The organism is Arthrobacter sp. UYEF3 (assembly GCF_040546245.1).
In the GTDB taxonomy this organism is placed as follows: Bacteria; Actinomycetota; Actinomycetes; order Actinomycetales; family Micrococcaceae; genus Arthrobacter.
Genome location: NZ_JBEPNK010000021.1, coordinates 1 through 17,297, shown reverse-complemented (window position 1 = coordinate 17,297; position 17,297 = coordinate 1). Strand labels below are relative to the sequence as shown.

Annotated in this window: 11 protein-coding genes, 1 tRNA gene and 1 pseudogene; 5 read left to right on the top strand and 8 right to left on the bottom strand. The window is 68.7% G+C overall.

Translation table 11 applies throughout. The features are described 5' to 3' along the window. Positions 1–52: 52 nt before the first annotated feature. A tRNA-Gln gene (locus ABIB14_RS14090) sits at positions 53–124 on the bottom strand. 296 nt (positions 125–420) lie between these two features. On the opposite strand from ABIB14_RS14090, the pseudogene ABIB14_RS14085 reads away from it, so the two are divergent. Continuing rightward, positions 421–762: pseudogene (locus ABIB14_RS14085) on the top strand (hypothetical protein). 427 nt (positions 763–1,189) lie between these two features. Here the strand turns inward: ABIB14_RS14085 and ABIB14_RS14080 are convergent. From ABIB14_RS14080 to ABIB14_RS14060, 5 genes are all read right to left on the bottom strand, one after another. Then, positions 1,190–3,019 (bottom strand): ABC-F family ATP-binding cassette domain-containing protein, encoded by a 1,830-nt coding sequence (locus ABIB14_RS14080; RefSeq protein WP_354236538.1) that lies wholly within the window; start codon positions 3,017–3,019, stop codon positions 1,190–1,192. An 83-nt stretch (positions 3,020–3,102) separates the two neighbouring features. Then, positions 3,103–4,065, bottom strand: a complete 963-nt coding sequence (locus ABIB14_RS14075) for a 4-(cytidine 5'-diphospho)-2-C-methyl-D-erythritol kinase (RefSeq protein ID WP_354236537.1) — start codon at positions 4,063–4,065, stop codon at positions 3,103–3,105. Between the two features lie 113 nt (positions 4,066–4,178). Next, positions 4,179–5,045 carry a 16S rRNA (adenine(1518)-N(6)/adenine(1519)-N(6))-dimethyltransferase RsmA gene (gene rsmA / locus ABIB14_RS14070; protein ID WP_354236572.1) on the bottom strand — a complete coding sequence of 289 codons (867 nt, stop codon included), beginning with the start codon at positions 5,043–5,045 and terminating at the stop codon, positions 4,179–4,181. A 158-nt stretch (positions 5,046–5,203) separates the two neighbouring features. After that, positions 5,204–6,388 carry a resuscitation-promoting factor gene (locus tag ABIB14_RS14065; RefSeq protein ID WP_354236536.1) on the bottom strand — a complete coding sequence of 395 codons (1,185 nt, stop codon included), beginning with the start codon at positions 6,386–6,388 and terminating at the stop codon, positions 5,204–5,206. Between the two features lie 278 nt (positions 6,389–6,666). After that, positions 6,667–7,569, bottom strand: coding sequence for a TatD family hydrolase (locus ABIB14_RS14060; protein ID WP_354236535.1), 903 nt, complete (start codon positions 7,567–7,569; stop codon positions 6,667–6,669). 163 nt (positions 7,570–7,732) lie between these two features. On the opposite strand from ABIB14_RS14060, the gene ABIB14_RS14055 reads away from it, so the two are divergent. The 3 genes from ABIB14_RS14055 to ABIB14_RS14045 are packed head-to-tail and all read left to right on the top strand — an operon-like array spanning position 7,733 to position 12,744. Further along, a complete protein-coding gene (locus ABIB14_RS14055; RefSeq protein WP_354236534.1) occupies positions 7,733–8,860 on the top strand; it encodes an AAA family ATPase in 1,128 nt (375 codons plus the stop codon). Positions 8,861–8,875: 15 nt separating this feature from the next. Continuing rightward, positions 8,876–10,255 carry a DUF58 domain-containing protein gene (locus tag ABIB14_RS14050; protein WP_354236533.1) on the top strand — a complete coding sequence of 460 codons (1,380 nt, stop codon included), beginning with the start codon at positions 8,876–8,878 and terminating at the stop codon, positions 10,253–10,255. Next, the gene (locus tag ABIB14_RS14045) at positions 10,252–12,744 is read left to right on the top strand and encodes a transglutaminase TgpA family protein (RefSeq protein ID WP_354236532.1); all 2,493 of its coding nucleotides are present in this window, start codon (positions 10,252–10,254) and stop codon (positions 12,742–12,744) included. Before ABIB14_RS14050 ends, ABIB14_RS14045 begins: the two co-directional genes overlap by 4 nt. Here the strand turns inward: ABIB14_RS14045 and ABIB14_RS14040 are convergent. Then, positions 12,741–14,240 carry an NAD-dependent succinate-semialdehyde dehydrogenase gene (locus tag ABIB14_RS14040; RefSeq protein ID WP_354236531.1) on the bottom strand — a complete coding sequence of 500 codons (1,500 nt, stop codon included), beginning with the start codon at positions 14,238–14,240 and terminating at the stop codon, positions 12,741–12,743. The two genes, ABIB14_RS14045 and ABIB14_RS14040, sit on opposite strands and share 4 nt — an antisense overlap. A 227-nt stretch (positions 14,241–14,467) precedes the next feature. Beyond that, the gene (rsmI, locus tag ABIB14_RS14035) at positions 14,468–15,385 is read right to left on the bottom strand and encodes a 16S rRNA (cytidine(1402)-2'-O)-methyltransferase (RefSeq protein ID WP_502909671.1); all 918 of its coding nucleotides are present in this window, start codon (positions 15,383–15,385) and stop codon (positions 14,468–14,470) included. Positions 15,386–15,447: 62 nt separating this feature from the next. On the opposite strand from rsmI, the gene ABIB14_RS14030 reads away from it, so the two are divergent. Next, positions 15,448–17,199, top strand: coding sequence for a dolichyl-phosphate-mannose--protein mannosyltransferase (locus ABIB14_RS14030; protein WP_354236530.1), 1,752 nt, complete (start codon positions 15,448–15,450; stop codon positions 17,197–17,199). The last annotated feature ends 98 nt before the right edge of the window (positions 17,200–17,297 follow it).

Here is a 17,297-nt window from a genome sequence, read left to right as displayed (position 1 = left end):
CCGATTCCTCCGGCCACTGGCCGGTTCCCCCGACCACGACTGCCAACGGCAGTTCCGCCCATAGGACTCGAACCTATACTCCACGGCTCCAAAGGCCGGGGTGCTGCCATTACACCAGAGCGGACCGTGCCCAGGCGTCGAGCCTGAGACACAAGAGACAATTCTGCCACGAAGGATGTTACTCGTGCGACTTGATGCCCTGGCATCCCGCACTCGGCGGCCCGGGCACGGGTGCCGGAGTGCCGGCGCCGGGTGCATGACGAGGGCGGCGCGGCCAAGCTGGCGCAGCCGTAAGGCATGACGGTCAGGTGAGCGAGAGCGCGGGCGTGTCCTCGGGGCGGACCCCCGCACCAGCAGGCCGGCGCAGTTCCCGTCCACAGCCGCAGGTCCCGAACGACCGGCCCCCAGCGCCGCTCCCAGCTGATCGGCGTCGGCCGCGGGCTCTTCGCGCTCCTGGTCGAGCGGGCCGCGCTGGCCCTGCTGGGCTAAGTCGAGGACCGGACCGACGGCTTCCGCATCCTGATTCGCGACGCACCGCCGTCGCAGCCCTAAGGAGCCTTCTCCTCCCTGCTTTGGCAGGTGAGGGTGCGAGTCGAGTTCGTTCTGGCCGACGAATTCGCCCGCCGCGACTTTAGTTCCGTCGACGGCGCCATGTACGCCCAGATGCTTGTGGGCATGGTCGCGATGACCAGCCAGTGGCGGCAGGACAGCCGCACCCCGGACAAACGCCGAGTTGCCGCGCACCTGGTGAACTTCGCCTGAAAGGGCCTCACCGGGCTGCGCAAGGAACCGGAGCTCCAGAGCGGAGCCTGACGCTGTCTTGCTATGGGACCGGTAGCCATCCGGTGAGTCCGCGAAACGGTCGTCCTGCGCGTGCTCGCTCGTTCCCCGCTTCGACGCACGCTTCCCGATATCCGTTTCCCGCCGCACTCTGGGGAATTCGTTCGGGAAGGCAGCCTGACACCAATGCACCCTGACTCGCGGGACCGCTCACTGGGAAATGTCCGCGCTGCGCTGTGACAGGCCGTGGGGCATGCCCGTCCGTGGCGGCGAGGAATGGACATGCCACCAATATGCCCATCCCCGGGCCATACCGAGGGACATGTCCTGGGCCCTCGGTATAGCCCGGGAGCATACTCGTTCCTATGACCGCGCACTGGGCATGTCCAGTGGGGAGCCGGGCGGCAGCTTACTCCCCGAGGACTTCGAGTGCCTCAATCCACTCGAGCTCGAGGGCTTCGCGTTCGGCGGCGAGCCCCTGCAGTTTCGCGTTGAGGCCGGCAAGCTCGTCGAATTTGGAGGCGTCCCCGGCCCCGGCGGTCATCTGGGCGTGGACCTTGTCCTCCTGCTGCTGGAGTTTGCCCAGTTGGCGCTCGATCCGGTTCTTGGCTTTGCGGGCGTCGCGCTTTTCCGCTTCCGAGGAGCCGGAAGAGGCTGGTGTGGAACTGCCGCTTGGCCCGGTGACCGGGTTGCCGCCGCCGGTGATGGTGGATCCGGCCAATGCCGACTCGCGCAGTTCCAGGTACTGGTCCACGCCGCCGGGCAGGCCGCGGAGCTTGCCGTCGCCCAGCAGGGCCATCTGGTGGTCCGTCACGCGTTCCAGCAGGTAACGGTCGTGACTGACCACCACCAGTGTGCCCGGCCAGCCGTCAAGAACGTCTTCGACGGCGGCGAGTGTGTCAGTGTCGAGGTCGTTGGTCGGTTCGTCGAGCATCAGCACGTTGGGCTCGCCCACGAGCAGGCGCAGCAGCTGGAGCCGGCGGCGCTCACCACCGGAGAGGTCTTTGACCGGGGTCCACTGCTTCTCATTCGTGAAGCCAAGCTGTTCCACGAGCTGGCCGGCGGTGAATTCCTTGCCGCCCACGTTGAAGGAACGCTTTTCGCGTTCAATCACCTCTATCACCCGCAGGTCCGAGACGTCGTCGAGCTCCTTGACCTCCTGGGTAAGCACCGCGGTAACCACTGTCTTTCCGCGTTTGACCTTGCCGGAACTGGGCTCGATCTCACCGTTGAGCAGCTTCAGCAGGGTGGTCTTGCCGGCGCCGTTGACCCCGACCAGCCCCAGCCGCTCCCCCGGCGCGAGACGCAGCGTGATGTTGTCGAAGAGCTTCTGCCCTTCGCTCCCGCCCAGGAAATCGAGCGAGACGTTTTCCAGGTCCAGCACATCCTTGCCGAGACGTGCCGTGGCCATCTTGCTCAGCGCCGTTGAGTCGCGCGGCTCGGGGACGTCGGCGATCAGCGCGTTGGCGGCCTCGATCCGGAACTTCGGCTTGGCCGTCCGGGCCGGGGCACCGCGGCGCAGCCAGGCCAGCTCCTTCTTCACAAGTTGCTGGCGTTTGCTTTCCGTCACCGAGGCGGAGCGGTCACGCTCGGCGCGGGCCAGGACGTAGGCCGCATAGCCGCCGTCGAACGGGTCCATGATGCCGTCATGGATTTCCCAGGTCTTGTTGCAGACCTCGTCGAGGAACCAGCGGTCGTGCGTGACCACCAGGAAAGCGCCCTGGTTGGCCCGCCAGCGCGTATTCAGGTGCCGGGACAGCCAGGCGACGCCCTCGACGTCGAGGTGGTTGGTGGGCTCGTCGAGCATGATGACGTCGTGGTCCTCGATCAGCAGCTTGGCCAGCGCGACGCGGCGCTTTTGCCCGCCGGAGAGGGCATGGACGTTGGCGTGCCAGTCCACGTCGGACACCAGGCCGCCCATGACTTCACGGATCTTGGGATTGCGGGCCCATTCGTAGTCGGCCTGGTCGCCGACGATCGCAGCGCCGACGGTGAGGTCGCCGTCCAGGACGTCGCTCTGGTCCAGGTAGCCGACATTGACTTCGCTGCGCTTGGTTACCCGGCCCGAGTCCGGCGTGGAGCGCATGGCCAGCAGGCGCATCAGCGTGGATTTGCCGTCGCCGTTGCGGCCCACCATCCCGATCCGGTCGCCCTCCTCGAGTCCGAGGGTGATGCCGTCCAGGACGGTGCGCGTCGCGTACGAAACTGTGAGGTTTTCGCCGCCAAGAAGGTGTGCCACGGGGAACTGCTTTCCTAGATGTAATGATCGAGCTAAAGGCGCTTCACGCCGGGGTGTGTCCGCGGTAGATTCCGTCCACGCCACTAAAGGAGCGTATCGGAGATGATGCGGGCGCCGTGCACCGGGCCGTGGACTGCCATGGCCTCGAGGCCGTGGTGCCGGAGTTCCCCGGCAAGGCCCTCGGCGGCGGCAGGGCTGTGGGCCAGCAGGGCCACGGTGGGCCCCGATCCGGAGACGATCCCGGCAATCGCGCCGCAGGATTCGCCGAGACCCAGCACGTCGCGGAGTCCAGGCGCCAACTCAATCGAGGCGCGCTGCAGGTCATTGACGAGGACCCGGCTCAGCGCATCGGCGTCGCCGCTGCGGAGCGCTGCGAGGACCCTCGGGTCCACCGAGGCGGGCGCCTCGATCTGCGCCCCCTCGGCGGCGCGCAACCGGTCGAGGGTGCGGAAAACTTCCGGGGTGGACAGGCCGAAGTCCGCGGTGACGAGCACCCAGTCCGTCTGGGCTTTGGCCAGGGCAGGAGACAGTTCGTCGCCCACACCGAGGCCGACGGCGGTGCCTCCCAGCAGGGAAAACGGAACATCCGCGCCGAGTTCGGCCGCCAGGTGGGCAAGCTCGTCGCGCGAGAGTCCGCTATTCCAGAGGGCGTCGCAGGCCAGCAGTGTGGCCGCCGCGTCGGCCGAGCCGCCGCCCATCCCGCCGGCGACCGGGACGCGCTTGGTAATTTCCAGGTGGACGCCGGCGGCATGCTCCGAGACGTCCGCCATGATGGCCGCGGCCTTGTACGCGAGGTTGCGCTCGTCGAGCGGGATGTCGACGTCGTCAAGGTCCAGGGTGCTGGCAGGGCTGATGCCGACCGTGATTTCACCGGTGTCCGTGCTGGTGGCCGCGACCTCTTCGTAGAGTGATACCGCTAGGTAGACGCTGGCCACCGGGTGGTAGCCGTCCGCGCGCAGGGGCCCGACATCCAGCGAGACGTTTACTTTGCCGGGGGCCTTGACCCGGACAGTCCTCGCGGAAAAGCGCCCTCTCACTGCGTTCATGGCTCCACGCTATGGCATCGCACGCCGTGGCTCCAAGCAGCACCCGCACAGCCACAAAGCCGCACCGGCAGCACCCGCAGCAGCCACCGGCGCATTCCCAGCGGCCGCGGCGGTCAGGAACCGGGCTGGGCGTGTGCTTCGGCGATCCGGGCGAAGGCGGCGATATCGAGCACTTCGCCGCGGGCGGTGGGGTCGACGCCGGCGGCGCGGAGGCAGCGTTCGGCTTCGGCGGCGCTGCCGGCCCAGCCCGCCAGGGCCGCCCGGAGCGTCTTGCGCCGCTGGGCGAAGGCCGCGTCTATGACGGCGAAGACCTGTTCCCTTGTGGCTGTGGTGGCCGGCGGTTCCCGGCGGGTGAAGGCGACCAGGCCGGAGTGGATCTTGGGGGCCGGCCAAAACACGTTCATGCCGATGACGCCGGCCTTGCGCATGCCGCTGTACCAGGCCGCCTTGACCGACGGCACGCCGTAGGTCTTGGAGCCCGGGGGGGCCGCGAGCCGGTCGGCGACCTCGTCCTGGACCATCACCAGGCCGTGCCGCAGGCTCGGGAAATGCTGCAGCAGGTGCAGCACCACGGGGACGGCCACGTTGTAGGGAAGATTGGCCACCAGCGCGGTGGGCTGCACCGGCAGTTCGGTGACCTTCATCGCGTCGGCGAGGACCAGGTGGAAGTTCTCCACGGCGTCGGGGCGCCACCGGCCGACCGTCGCGGGGAGCTTGGCGGCAAGGACCGGGTCGATTTCGACGGCGACCACCGCCTTCGCGGCGTCCAGCAGGCCAAGGGTCAGCGAACCAAGCCCCGGACCCACCTCCAGGACCGTCTCCTCCGCGCCGATGTCCGCGGCGCCTACGATGCGCCGGATGGTATTTCCGTCGATAACGAAGTTCTGGCCCAGTGTCTTGGTGGGGCGGACCCCGATTTCCTCGGCCAGCCGGCGGATGTCTGACGCGCCCAGGAGCTGCGCCGGAGTGCCGGGCGGCAGCTTTCCGGATGGCTCGACGGCGGCGGAGGGGGTCGGTTCAGTCACCTAGGTATCCTATCCCGCGGCGGCAACGACAATGGCCGGCCCCGTGGGTTCCGGGACCGGCCACCTATCGGTGCCGCGGCGGTGGTCAAACACCGCGGCAGCCGTACTCGCTGTTAGCGGGACGCCGCCCAGCCGCAGCCCCAAGGACGCAGGCCTGCCTTGGCGTAGTACGCGTTTGCGACCGCGATCTGCTGCGCCTTGCTCGCCGCGGCGGCGTTGGGCGCGTATGCGCCCCCGCCGTTCGCCAGCCAGGATCCGACGTCGAACTGCAGGCCGCCGTAGTAGCCGTTCCCGGAGCTGATGGACCAGTTGCCGCCGGACTCGCACTGGGCGATCTTGTCCCACATGGCCTCGTTCATCATTGCCGGTGCTGCGGCGCCGGTGTTCGCTGCTGCGGCCGTCGGCTCGGCCTTGGGCTTCTCCTTGGTGCCGACGGCGACCTTCTGGGTCACGGGCTGCAGGGTGATGTTCTGGGACACCAGGGTCCGGGAGGCTTCGCGGCCGTCAACGAGGACCAGTTTGAAGCTCTTGCTGATACTTCCGGCAGCGCCGGCCTGGGTGACCGTCTTCTCACCCTTGAGCATCGCCGCATCTTCCGTGGTGAGGGTCTCGAACGGGACGGCCTCGGTGGCGTCCGCGGTCTGGGTGGTGTCGACCCGTGACACCTTCACGACCATGTCGTTGACGACGTGGGCGTTATCGGGCTGGGAGACGCGGTCGGTGGCGCCAACCTTGATGCCGGTGTCCGTGAGCAGCTGCCCTACGGTGGCCGACGTCGTCGTGGTCTTGGCGGCGTTGCCGTCCGCGACGATGGTCACGGTCTTCGGCGTCGAGATGCTGACGAAGGAGCCGGTAACGGCGAGCTGTGCGTCCTTCGGGGCGGAAACTTCCGAGGCGCCGGCGACGCCGAGCTCCGATACCAGACGCTCCACGGTGGGCGCTGTGGTGTTGATGGTCCGCTCTGCACCATCCAAGCTGACCTTAACGGCCTTGGCCAGGTTGACGTTGATCACGGATCCGTCCTGCACATGGGAGTCCGCCGAGGGCGAGACCTTGTCCGCGGACTGCAGCTCCACCTTGGCGCCCCGGACCACCTGGCCGACGGTGCCGCCGAACGTCTGGACGGAGCTCACTTTCCCGTCAACGTTGAGGGTGACCGTCTTGTTGTTGCCAACGAAGGCGACGAGTCCCAGCACGAGCGCCACAAGCACTACGAGTTGTGCGCCGACCTTGACGAAGCTGACCTTGCCGTCCGATGTGAAGAACTTGACCACGATTGCCCATATCTGTTGGACCATCCGGGCACGGGGAAAAGCGCACACGTCTTCCCGGCGCAAACACCCCAGGGGCAGTCCGGAACAGGTCCGGATGTTTGCGGAAAACGCGGGCACCGCCACACTTCCAAGCGAGAGCGCACACGTGGTTTCTGTACCGCGGTGCGCCCGAAGGGAGTGAAATTCTCCGAAGGCCTTCCCCGACCCCGGCTAATAGTTGACCACTGTAACCGTAGCGTTATAAACCCACCAAGATTTCATGCATACCCGGTATGTTCGCGGAACGGCCTTAAACGACGAATTCAGTCCCAGGATCCGTACGCCTGAACGGTGTTTCCGGCCAACCGGGCACACAATTCCGCGAGGTCCCGGCCTGTCAATTCGGCCATGGCACGGACCGTGTACGGAACCATGTAGCTGGCGTTCGGCCTCCCCCGGTGCGGGTGCGGGGTGAGGAACGGGGCATCGGTCTCGACGAGGAGCCGTCCGGCATCGGCAATGGCCAGGGCCGCGCGCAGGTTGGCAGCGTTTTTGAACGTCACGGTCCCGGCGAAGGACATGAACCAGCCCTCCTCGTTGCAAATCCGGGCGAGCTCTTCGCCGCCGGAGAAGCAGTGGAACACCACCTGCTCCGGGGCGCCCTCCTCACGAAGGACCTGGACCACGTCCTCGTGCGCGTCCCGGTCATGGATCTGCAGCGTCAGGCCGAGGCGCTTGGCGATGTCGATGTGGCGGCGGAAGGAGTACCGCTGCTGGACCAGCCCCTCCCCCTCGGTGCGGAAGAAGTCCAGACCGGTTTCGCCAATGGCCCGGATCCGCGGGTGCGCCGCGAGATCCTCAATCTCCGCCAGAGCTTCCTCCAGTTCCCCGCGTTCTGCGTACGCCGGGGCGTCGTTGGGGTGCAGGGCGACGGCGCCCAGCAGCCGGGAGTCCTGCTCGACTGCCCGCACGGTGAAACGGGACGACTCTAGATCACACCCCACCTGTATCGCGCCCCGGACACCCACTGCCTCGGCGGCGTCGAGGGCGTCTTTGATGCTGACCGCCGGACCGGCATCCGGAAAGTCCAGGTGGGTGTGGTTGTCCATGACCGGGACGGGAAGGGGCTCCGGCGCCGGCGGATACGCCTTCCGGCCGGACGGACCGCGCCCAGCTTCCACGCTGCCGGTCGCGCGGAAAGGAGCGGGAGTCAGCGGATTGCACATCCTTTTAGCCTAGCCGCGGCCCGGGCGGAGAATTACCCGGAACTCTCTCTATGCTTCGTCAGTTGTGTTAGTACTCTGATACCAGGGACAGGCGTGAACCAGATGCGGGTGCCGGCATACGTTGCCGCTCCGCCCGGGCTGCACCAGGGCTGAAAGGCTGCCGATGGACTATCACCGAAGCACCTCTGTAGACGAAGCGCTGCCGGAGCAGCAGGGCCACGTGCGCCCGGTGCCCACGACCGGAAGCGCCCCGATGGAGGCCGCGGCCTTCCACGCCGCCAGCGAGCGCATCCTGCGCGCCATTAACACCGTGATCGACGGCAAGGCCGACGCCGCCAAATTGGCGCTGACCGTGCTGCTGGCCCAGGGGCATCTGCTCCTGGAGGATGTTCCGGGGGTGGGCAAGACCCTGCTGGCGAAGACCCTGGCCCGGACCATCGACTGTTCGGTCAGCCGGATCCAGTTCACGCCGGATCTACTGCCCTCCGATGTCACCGGGGTGTCCATTTACAACCAGGCGTCCCGCACGTTTGAGTTCCGGCCCGGCGCAGTGTTCGCCAACATTGTGATCGGCGACGAGATCAACCGGGCATCCGCCAAGACGCAGTCGGCCCTGCTGGAGTGCATGGAGGAGCACCAGGTCACGGTGGACGGCAAATCCTACAAACTCGACGAACCTTTCATGGTGGTGGCCACCCAGAACCCGATCGAGATGGAGGGCACCTACCCGCTGCCGGAAGCGCAGCGCGACCGTTTCATGGCCCGCATCTCGATGGGCTACCCGGACCACGACGCCGAGCTGGAGATGCTCGAAACGCACCAGGCCACCTCCCCGCTGACCCGGGTGACGGCAGTGGTCACCGCGGGAGAGGTGGCGTCCATGATCGCCGCCGTCCAGCAGGTATATGTGTCCGCCTCGATCAAGGAATATACGGTGTCCCTGGGCCGCGCCACGAGGGAGAGTGCCATGCTCAGGCTGGGTGCGAGCCCCCGTTCCATGCTGCAGCTGCTGCGGGCTGCCAAGGCCACCGCCGCCTTGGAGGGCCGGGATTTCGTGCTGCCCGACGACGTCGTGAGCGTCGCCGAAGCGGTACTGGCGCACCGGATCATCCTGGACCGTAAAGCGGCCAGCACCGGCGAGACTCCGCAGAGTGTCATCCGGTCCATCCTGGCGACGGTGCCTGTCCGCCAGGAGACGTCCCAGTCGCTGGCCCGGGCCGGTGGGGACAGCGGCCGAACCGGGTCCGGCGCGCAGCTCTCGGCCCACCCCGCCCGCCCCGCCGGCCGCTAGGAGGCTGAGGCGGCCGTGGCGTGGCTGGACCGGTTCCCGAAGCACATCTTCAGCCCACGCGGCTGGGGCCTGCTGGGAGCAGGCTTGCTGTTCCTGCTGGCCGCCCAGGTGCTGGGCCGTCGTGACCTGCTGGTGCTGGCCCTCCTGCTGCTGGTCCTGCCGCTGTTGTCGCTCGCCGGGACCAGGCTGCTCAAGCCCCGGTTCCAGGTCTACCGGGAGTTCAACCCGTCGCCGGTCGAGACCTCCTCGACCACTACCGTCCGGCTCGCGGTGGCGCGCACCGGCCCGGGTACCGGGCACGCACTCATGGACGAGCAACTCCCGTCCCGCTTCGGGCAGTCCCCGGTGTTCCGTTTTCCGGCGCGCACCGCTGCCGCAGGGTCCAGCCGCTATGAGTACAAGCTCCGGAGTGCGAAACGTGGCCAGTTCCTGATCGGGCCGGTCATGGCCGAATTCAGCGACCCCTTCGGGCTTTCCGTGCACCGCCACGCGATCGACAGCGGGGACGTCCTCACCGTGACCCCCGCGGCCGTTGAACTTTCCGTGACCGGGCTGGCCGGCGCACGCGGCCACGACGGCGTCACCGCCACCCGGATCCGCGCCAACCCGAGCGACGACGACGTCATGACGCGCGAGTACCGGCACGGCGATCCGATCCGCCGCGTGCACTGGGCGGCGACGGCCCGGCACGGCTCCCTCATGGTGCGGCAGGAGGAATCAGTCACGACACCGGAAGCGACGATCATCCTGGACCATCGGTTCCTGGCGTACTCCTCCGGCTTCGTCTCCGGAGGCGACGCGGCCGACGGACACGAGCCGGTCAGCAGCGACGCGTTCGAGTGGGCCGTCACCGCCGCCATGTCCATCAGCGCCCACCTCGGCGAGCGGAACTACGCCCTGCGCTGCCTGGACCCTGCGGGTGAACCGGCCTTCCTGAATTCGCCCTCGGCGCCCGAGCCGGAGACCGACGAATATGTCGGGGTCGGCGGCCTGCAGTCCATTGCAGCGAGCCTCGCCGCGATCCAGCTGACCGGACCGCGCCGTCCCGCGGCCGAGACGGGGCAGCAGCCCTTCGACGACCGGCTGATGGACAAGCTCTCCGCGCACCGGCTGCGCGGGCCCATCCTCGCGATCCTGGGACGGCTCTCGGCGTCCGAGGCGCGCTCGCTCGCTCCGGCGGCCGGCTTCGGCGCGAATGCCTTCGCCCTCGTGGTCACCGACCGCGCGGCAGATACCGGGCCGGTCCTGGAGAGCCTGCGCCGCGGGGGGTGGCGTGCCGTAGCCGTCTCCCCCGCAACCCCGCTGCCTGCCGCATGGTCGGCCTTCGACCAGGGCGGGACCCCGGCGCTCTCGGCTGCCGCCGACGTGCGGCGCGGCTCGGGAGGCCGGCGATGACGCTGGCTCCGCAGCGCGGCACGGCCCCCGGGGCGTCCGGGCGCGACGCCGGGAAGCCTCCGGTTATCCCGCGCGGAGGCGCCGGCCGGACGAAGCTGGCGGGCTTCGAACCGTGGGTCATGGGACTCGCCGTCGCGGTCAGCGTCGCGGGGGCAGCCCTGGGGCTCAACGGCGTACTGCGCGGCTGGGCGTGGTACCCGGCCGCGCTCACCACGGTCCTCGGCGTCGCGATGACGATGGCGGCGCTCCGCGCGTTGCGGCAGCGCAGCGTCCTGGTCGGCGCCGGAGGCTTCGCGGCGTTGGCGCTGGTCCTGACGTTCACCTTTTTCCGGCAGCACAGCATCGCCGGATTCATCCCCTCCGGCGACACCATGGACCAGGTTCAGCGATACCTGCAGCGCGCCAGCGAAACCGTACTGGCCGAGACCACCCCCGTGGCGCCGAACGCCGGCATCGTGCTGCTGATCTGCGCCGTGTTGGGTCTGCTGGTGATCCTCATCGACGCCCTTTGCGTCCCGCTCGGCATGCCGGCCACCAGCGGGCTCGGGATCCTTGCCATCCTGGTGGTGCCGGCCATGGTCAAGCCGCAAAGTGTCGGCTGGTTGGGTTTCACGGGTGCCGCGATCGGCTATCTGATGGTCCTGGCCTGCAGCCACTGGTTCCAGCCGGGCTCGGGGATCCGCACGGACACGGCACCGAGCCCGGGCCAGCTCAAACGCGCCTCCGTGACCGGGGCCATGGCGTTGGCCCTCACGCTTCTGCTCCAGCTAGTGGTCCCCGGCTTCGACCAGGGCACCTTCCCACAGGGCTCACGGCTGAATCCCTGGGGCGCGTCCAACGGTCTGAACCCGATGATCAGCCTGGGCAACAGCCTACGTAGCCCCGACGGAACCGGCCGGATCACCTACGCCACCAATGCCGCCGCGGCACCCTATCTTCGCTCCGTCACGGTGGACAGCTTCGACGGCGATTCGTGGTCGCCGGACGACCGGGACGCCAGCCGCCGGGCGGTCAACGGACGGATGGACGCAGGGCTCGACTCCACCGTTCAGGAGGAGGTCCAGGTGGTCACGGCCGTTGATGCCGGCCAGTTCACGAGCCCGTACCTGCCGGTTCCCTACGCGCCCGAGGCGGTCAACGGCCTGACCGGACGGTGGAACTGGGATCCGGCGACGCTGAGTATTAAAGGGGTGGATGTGAACTCCCGCAACCAGCAGTATGTGGTGACGTCGGTGACACCGAAGCTGACCCCCGCCATGCTGGCACAGTCCTCGGACCCGGTACGTGGCGTCCCGGACACGTTCACGCGGATCCCGGCGAATGTTCCCCAAATCGTGCGGCAGACCGCCGATACAGTCACGGCAGGCAGCAACACCGGCTACGCCAAGGCCATGGCGATCCAGACGTACCTGCGGTCCCCGGAGTTCCGCTACTCGCTCCAGTCCCCCGTCCAGGGCGGCTATGACGGCAACGGGCTCTCCGTCCTGGCGGACTTCCTGACCCAAAAAAGCGGCTATTGCATTCATTTCGCCTCAGCGATGGCCGTCATGGCGCGGCTGGAAGGAATCCCCAGCCGGATCGCCGTCGGCTACGCGCCGGGCCGCGTCACCGGCGCCACGGTCTCGATTCCCGGTCAGGCGGCGCTGCCCGAGTACGAGGTCGATGCCCGTGACGCGCATGCCTGGCCCGAGCTCTACTTCCAGGGCGTCGGCTGGGTGGCTTTCGAACCGACACCGTCCCGCGGTGTGGTGCCGGGCTACGCTGCCGAGCCGGCGGCGCCCAGCGGCGCCAGTACCAACGAAAACAACGACGGACTGGTCCCCACGGGCGACCCGAAGCCCACCACGGCTCCGGCGCCGTCCCCGCTGACGCTGCCCGGACCCGGTGGTGACGGCGGCTCGGATGCCCGGTACGTGCCCCTGCTTTACGCCGCCGGCAGCCTGCTGCTGATGATGCTGCTGGCAACTCCGGCGCTGGCGCGCGGCAGTATCCGGCGGCGCCGGCTGACGGCGTCCGGAGCTGCCGGTTCAGGGAGCGCGGCGCCGGCCTGGGCCGAACTGCAGGACCTGGCCACCGACTTTCGCGTTCCGCCGCGCAGCAGCGAGTCCCCGCGGCACTTCGCCGGGCGGCTGCGCGGGTCGGGGGCGCTTGGCGAAACGGGCGGCCTGGACGCACCGGCCCACGCGGCCGTGGCGTCGCTGACCGGGGACTTCGAACGCCAGCAGTACGGCCGTCCCGACTCCGGTTCCCCGGCCGGCGGCCCGCCAGCGGACCGGATCGCACTGGTCCGCGAGACCCTGCGGGCCAACGCGTCCTGGTGGACCCGGCTGCGGGCCACCTGGGTGCCGCCCTCGCTCGCCGCCCGCTGGGGCGGCCGTGCGGCGACGCCGTTGCGCGCGCTCTCCGCCCCGGCCAAGAGTGCCCGTCGCGGTGCCGCAGAGATATGGTCCAGGATCCGCGACGCCGTGCGCAGGCTGCGGCGCGGCTAGCCGGCGTAGGGGTCGGCGATGCCGATGTACTGGGTGTAGAGGTATTCCTCGATGCCCTCGAGGCCGCCCTCGCGGCCCAGTCCGGACTGCTTGACGCCGCCGAACGGGGCGGCCGCGTTGGACACCACGCCGGCGTTCAGGCCGAGCATCCCCGTCTCCAGGCGTTCGCCCATCCGGATGCCGCGGTTCAGGTCTTTCGTGAAGACGTAGGCCACCAGACCGTACTCGGTGTTGTTGGCGAGCCGGACCGCCTCGTCCTCGGTGCCGAAGGTGATGATCGGGGCGACCGGGCCGAAGATTTCCTCCGACAGGATCCGGGCGCCCTCGGTGATGCCGGTGAGGATCGTGGGCTGGTAGAAGTAGCCGGGGCCTTCGACAGCGGAACCGCCGGTGACCGCCACCGCGCCGGCGGCGACGGCGTCGGTGACCAGTTCGTGGACCTTGTCCCGGCTCTTGGCATCGATCAGCGGGCCAAGCTTGGAGTCCGCTTCGGTGCCGCGGGCCGTCGTCATTTCCGCCATCTTCGCGGCGAACTTCGCCGCGAATTCGCCGGCGACGGACTCGTGCACGATGAACCGGTTGGCCGCGGTGCAGGCCTCACCCATGTTCCGCAGCTTCGCCAGCATCGCCCCGGCGACGGCGGCGTCGACGTCGGCGTCCTCGAACACCACGAACGGGGCGTTGCCGCCGAGCTCCATCGAGGTCCGCAGCACCGTCTCCGACGCGTCGGCAAGCAGCCGGCGGCCGACTTCGGTGGAGCCGGTGAAGGAGAGCTTGCGGAGCCGGGAATCCTTGATCAGCGGACCGGTCGTGGCACCCGCGGTGGAGGTCGGGATCAGGTTCAGCACCCCCGCCGGCAGGCCGGCTTCCAGCATGACGGCCGCGAACAGCTGAGAGGTCAGGGGGGTCAGGTTCGCGGACTTGAGCACCATGGTGCAGCCGGCGGCGACGGCAGGGGCGATCTTGCGGGTGGCCATGGCCAGCGGGAAGTTCCACGGCGTGATCAGCAGACAGGGACCCACCGGCTTCTTGGTCACCAGCAGCCGGGACTTGCCGTCCGGGGAGACCGAGTACCGCCCGGACGTGCGGACGGCTTCCTCGGAGAACCAGCGCAGGAACTCGGCGCCGTAAGTGACCTCGCCACGGGCCTCGGCCAGCGGCTTGCCCATCTCCAGAGTCATCAGCAGGGCGAAGTCTTCGGCCCGTGCGGTGACGAGTTCAAAGGCGCGGCGCAGGATTTCGCCGCGCTCCCGTGGCGGGACCTTGGCCCACGACTCCTGCGCGGCAGCCGCCGCGTCGAGGGCGGCGGCGCCGTCCTCGGGACCGGCGTCGGCGATGCTCAGCAGGACCGTGCCGGTGGCGGGATCCTCGACGTCGAAGGTCTTGCCGGACATGGCCGGACGCCACTGTCCGTCAATCAGCAGGCCTGTCGGAATCGAGGCCAGCAGGCCGGCCTCACGCTCCGCGGTCACGGTGGGCTGGGCAGTTACGGTCACAACGACTCCCTCGTACAGCAATGGGCGGGTCCCATTGGATCGCCCCGCAACAGTGCGCGGCGGGCTGGGTTTATGCCACGGTACTGCTCCATTCCGCGGGGTGTCTACGCCTGGGCGCACTAGACAGCACCGTTATTGCTGTGCAGCTGCACAAGGAAAATGGGGCACGCCTCGCCCGGCCGGAGCACCGGTCTGCGGCCGGCTCAGCGTGTGGCTCAGCGTGCGGCTCAGCGTGCGGCGAGGACGGCCGAGTAGAGTTCCCGTTTGCTGACCCTGGCGTCCTCGGCCACGGCGGCGACGGCTTCTTTCAGCCTGATGCCCTGGGCGATCAGCGCGTTCACGGCGTCGACCTGATCTTCCGGTTTGCCCGGCTCCCGTTCGGGCGCGCCGCCCACGACGACGGCGATCTCGCCGCGGACTTCGCTGGTTTCGGCCCACTCGAGGAGTTCGCGCAAGTTCCCCCGGATAACTTCCTCATAGGTCTTGGTGAGCTCCCGGCAGACGGCCGCTCGGCGATCGGCGCCGAAACGTTCGCACAGGGCACGGAGCATCGGCTCCAGCCGGTGCGGCGCCTCAAAGAACACCATGGTCCGCCGTTCGGCGTCGAGGTCCGCGAGCCGAGAAGTCCGCTCCCCCGCTTTCCGCGGCAGGAAGCCCTCGAAACAGAAGCGGTCCGTCGGCAGTCCGGAGAGGGCGAGCGCGGTCAGCACTGCCGAGGGACCGGGAACGGCGGTGACAGTGAGGCCCGCAGCGACGGCACCTTCCACCAGGCGGAAGCCCGGGTCCGAGACCGACGGCATGCCGGCGTCCGTCACCATCACCAGCGTCTTCCCGGACCGCACCTGGTCGAGGAGTTCGCCGGTCTTGGCCTCCTCGTTGTGCTCGTGGTAGCTGACTACCCGGCCGGCCACGGCGATGCCGAGGCTTTGCACCAGCCGGTGCAGCCGCCGGGTGTCCTCGGCTGCGACAATGTCCGCCGTCGTCAGCAGTTCGACCAGCCGGGCGGAGGCGTCACCGACGTTGCCGATCGGGGTTGCGGCCAGCACGATCCGGCCTGGACCGGGGGCCGTTCCCGCTGCCGGGACGGCGTCGGCGGGGGCGGGTGACGGTGACGTGCCTTGGGAAGTGCTTCGCTCGGGATCCACCCCCCAAGCCTACTGCCGGCGGGCGGCGCGCGGGACCGAAGATCCCGGCCGCGAAAGGTAGCATGGGCAACGTGACGCAGACCCCCATGCGGCCTGCCGAGGCCGGTTCAACCGCGTCGGTGCGCGCCGATCCCCGCCCGGACAGCATCGACACCGGCCGCCGCGGCGCCGCCGGAACCGGCCGCAACCTTGAGGGGCACCGCTGGATCAGCCGGCCCGCTGAGGCATTCACCACCGAAGCGCTCACGGAGCGGCTGGTCGGCAGCATCCGCAGCTGGCGGGACTATCCGCCGTCGCTGCGCCTGTGGTTCTGGCTCATTCCGGCCCTGACCGCGGTGCTCGGCGGGATCCTGCGTTTCGTCCGGCTGGACACCCCGCACAACCTGGTCTTCGACGAAACCTATTACGTCAAGGACGCTTACTCCCTCTTGGTCAGCGGCTACGAACGCGCGTGGCCGGACAAGGCCAACGACGCCTTCATCGCCGGCAACCCCGGGGTGCTGCTGGACAGCCCGGAGTACGTGGTCCATCCGCCGGTGGGCAAGTGGATGATCGCCGCCGGCATGTGGCTGTTCGGGCCGGAGAGCTCCTTCGGCTGGCGTTTTGGTGCGGCCCTGACCGGCACGCTCTCAATCTTCCTGCTAGCCCTGATCGCGCAGAAGCTGTTCCGCTCGCTCACCCTGGGCGCCGTGGCCGGGGTGCTCCTGGCGGTGGACGGCCATCACCTCGTCATGTCGCGCACCTCGCTGCTGGACATCTTCCTGATGTTCTGGATCCTGGCCGCGTTCGGCGCATTGTTGATGGACCGCGACGACGGCCGCCGCCGGCTCGCGGCCCGGCTCGGCAGGCAGGCCAGGGAATCCGCTGGCGGCATCCCGTCGCGGTTGCAGCTCGCCGCGGGCCCCTGGCTGGGAATCCGCTGGTGGCGGCTGGCCGCCGGGGCCTGCCTTGGGCTGGCGGTCGGCACCAAATGGTCGGCGCTGTTCTTCCTGGCCGGCTTCGGGCTGTTGACAGTCCTCTGGGACCTCAGCGCGCGCCGCATCGCCGGCGTCCATGGCTGGATCACCGGCGGCATCATCAAGGACGGCATCGCCGCCTTCCTGAGCATTGTTCCCGTCGCAACCCTGGTCTACACGGCCACCTGGACCGGCTGGTTCCGCTCCAGCAACGCCTACTACCGGCACTGGGCCGAAAACAATCCCTCGGCGCAGTGGGGCTGGATTCCCGACTCGCTCCGCTCGCTGGCGCACTACCACCTCGAGGCCTACAACTTCCATCAGGGCCTGAGCGCGGACCACCCCTATGCGGCGAGCGCTTGGAGCTGGCTGGTCATGGGGCGGCCGACGTCGTTTTTCTATGAGTCGCCCAAGCAGGGCACGGCGGGCTGTGAGCTGCCCAGCTGCACCTCGGCGATCCTCTCTGTCGGCAACCCGCTGATCTGGTGGAGCGCGGCAATCTGCCTCGGCGTCCTGCTGTTCTGGTGGCTGGGCCGCCGTGACTGGCGCGCCGGGGCCGTCCTGGCCGGTGTGGGCGCCGGCTACCTGCCGTGGTTTATGTACCCGCAACGCACCACGTTCTTCTTCTATGCGGTCTCCTTCGAACCGTTCCTGGTGCTCGCCCTCGTCTACTGCCTGGGGCTGGTCCTGGGCCGGCGCACGGACCCGCTCTGGCGGCGCCGCTCCGGCTTCTACCTCGTGGCGCTCTTCGTCGTGGCGGCCGTGCTGCTCTCGGCATTCTTCTACCCGGTGTGGACCGCGGAAGTGATTTCGTACCAGGACTGGCGGTTCCGGATGTGGATGCCGTCCTGGATCTAGGGCCAATGCCGTTTACTTTGTGTTTTTTGGTGTTTTCTTGAGTGGCCAGTTGGACATTTTGCGTTTGACGGCGCGGGGGACGGTGCGTTGCCGGCGTG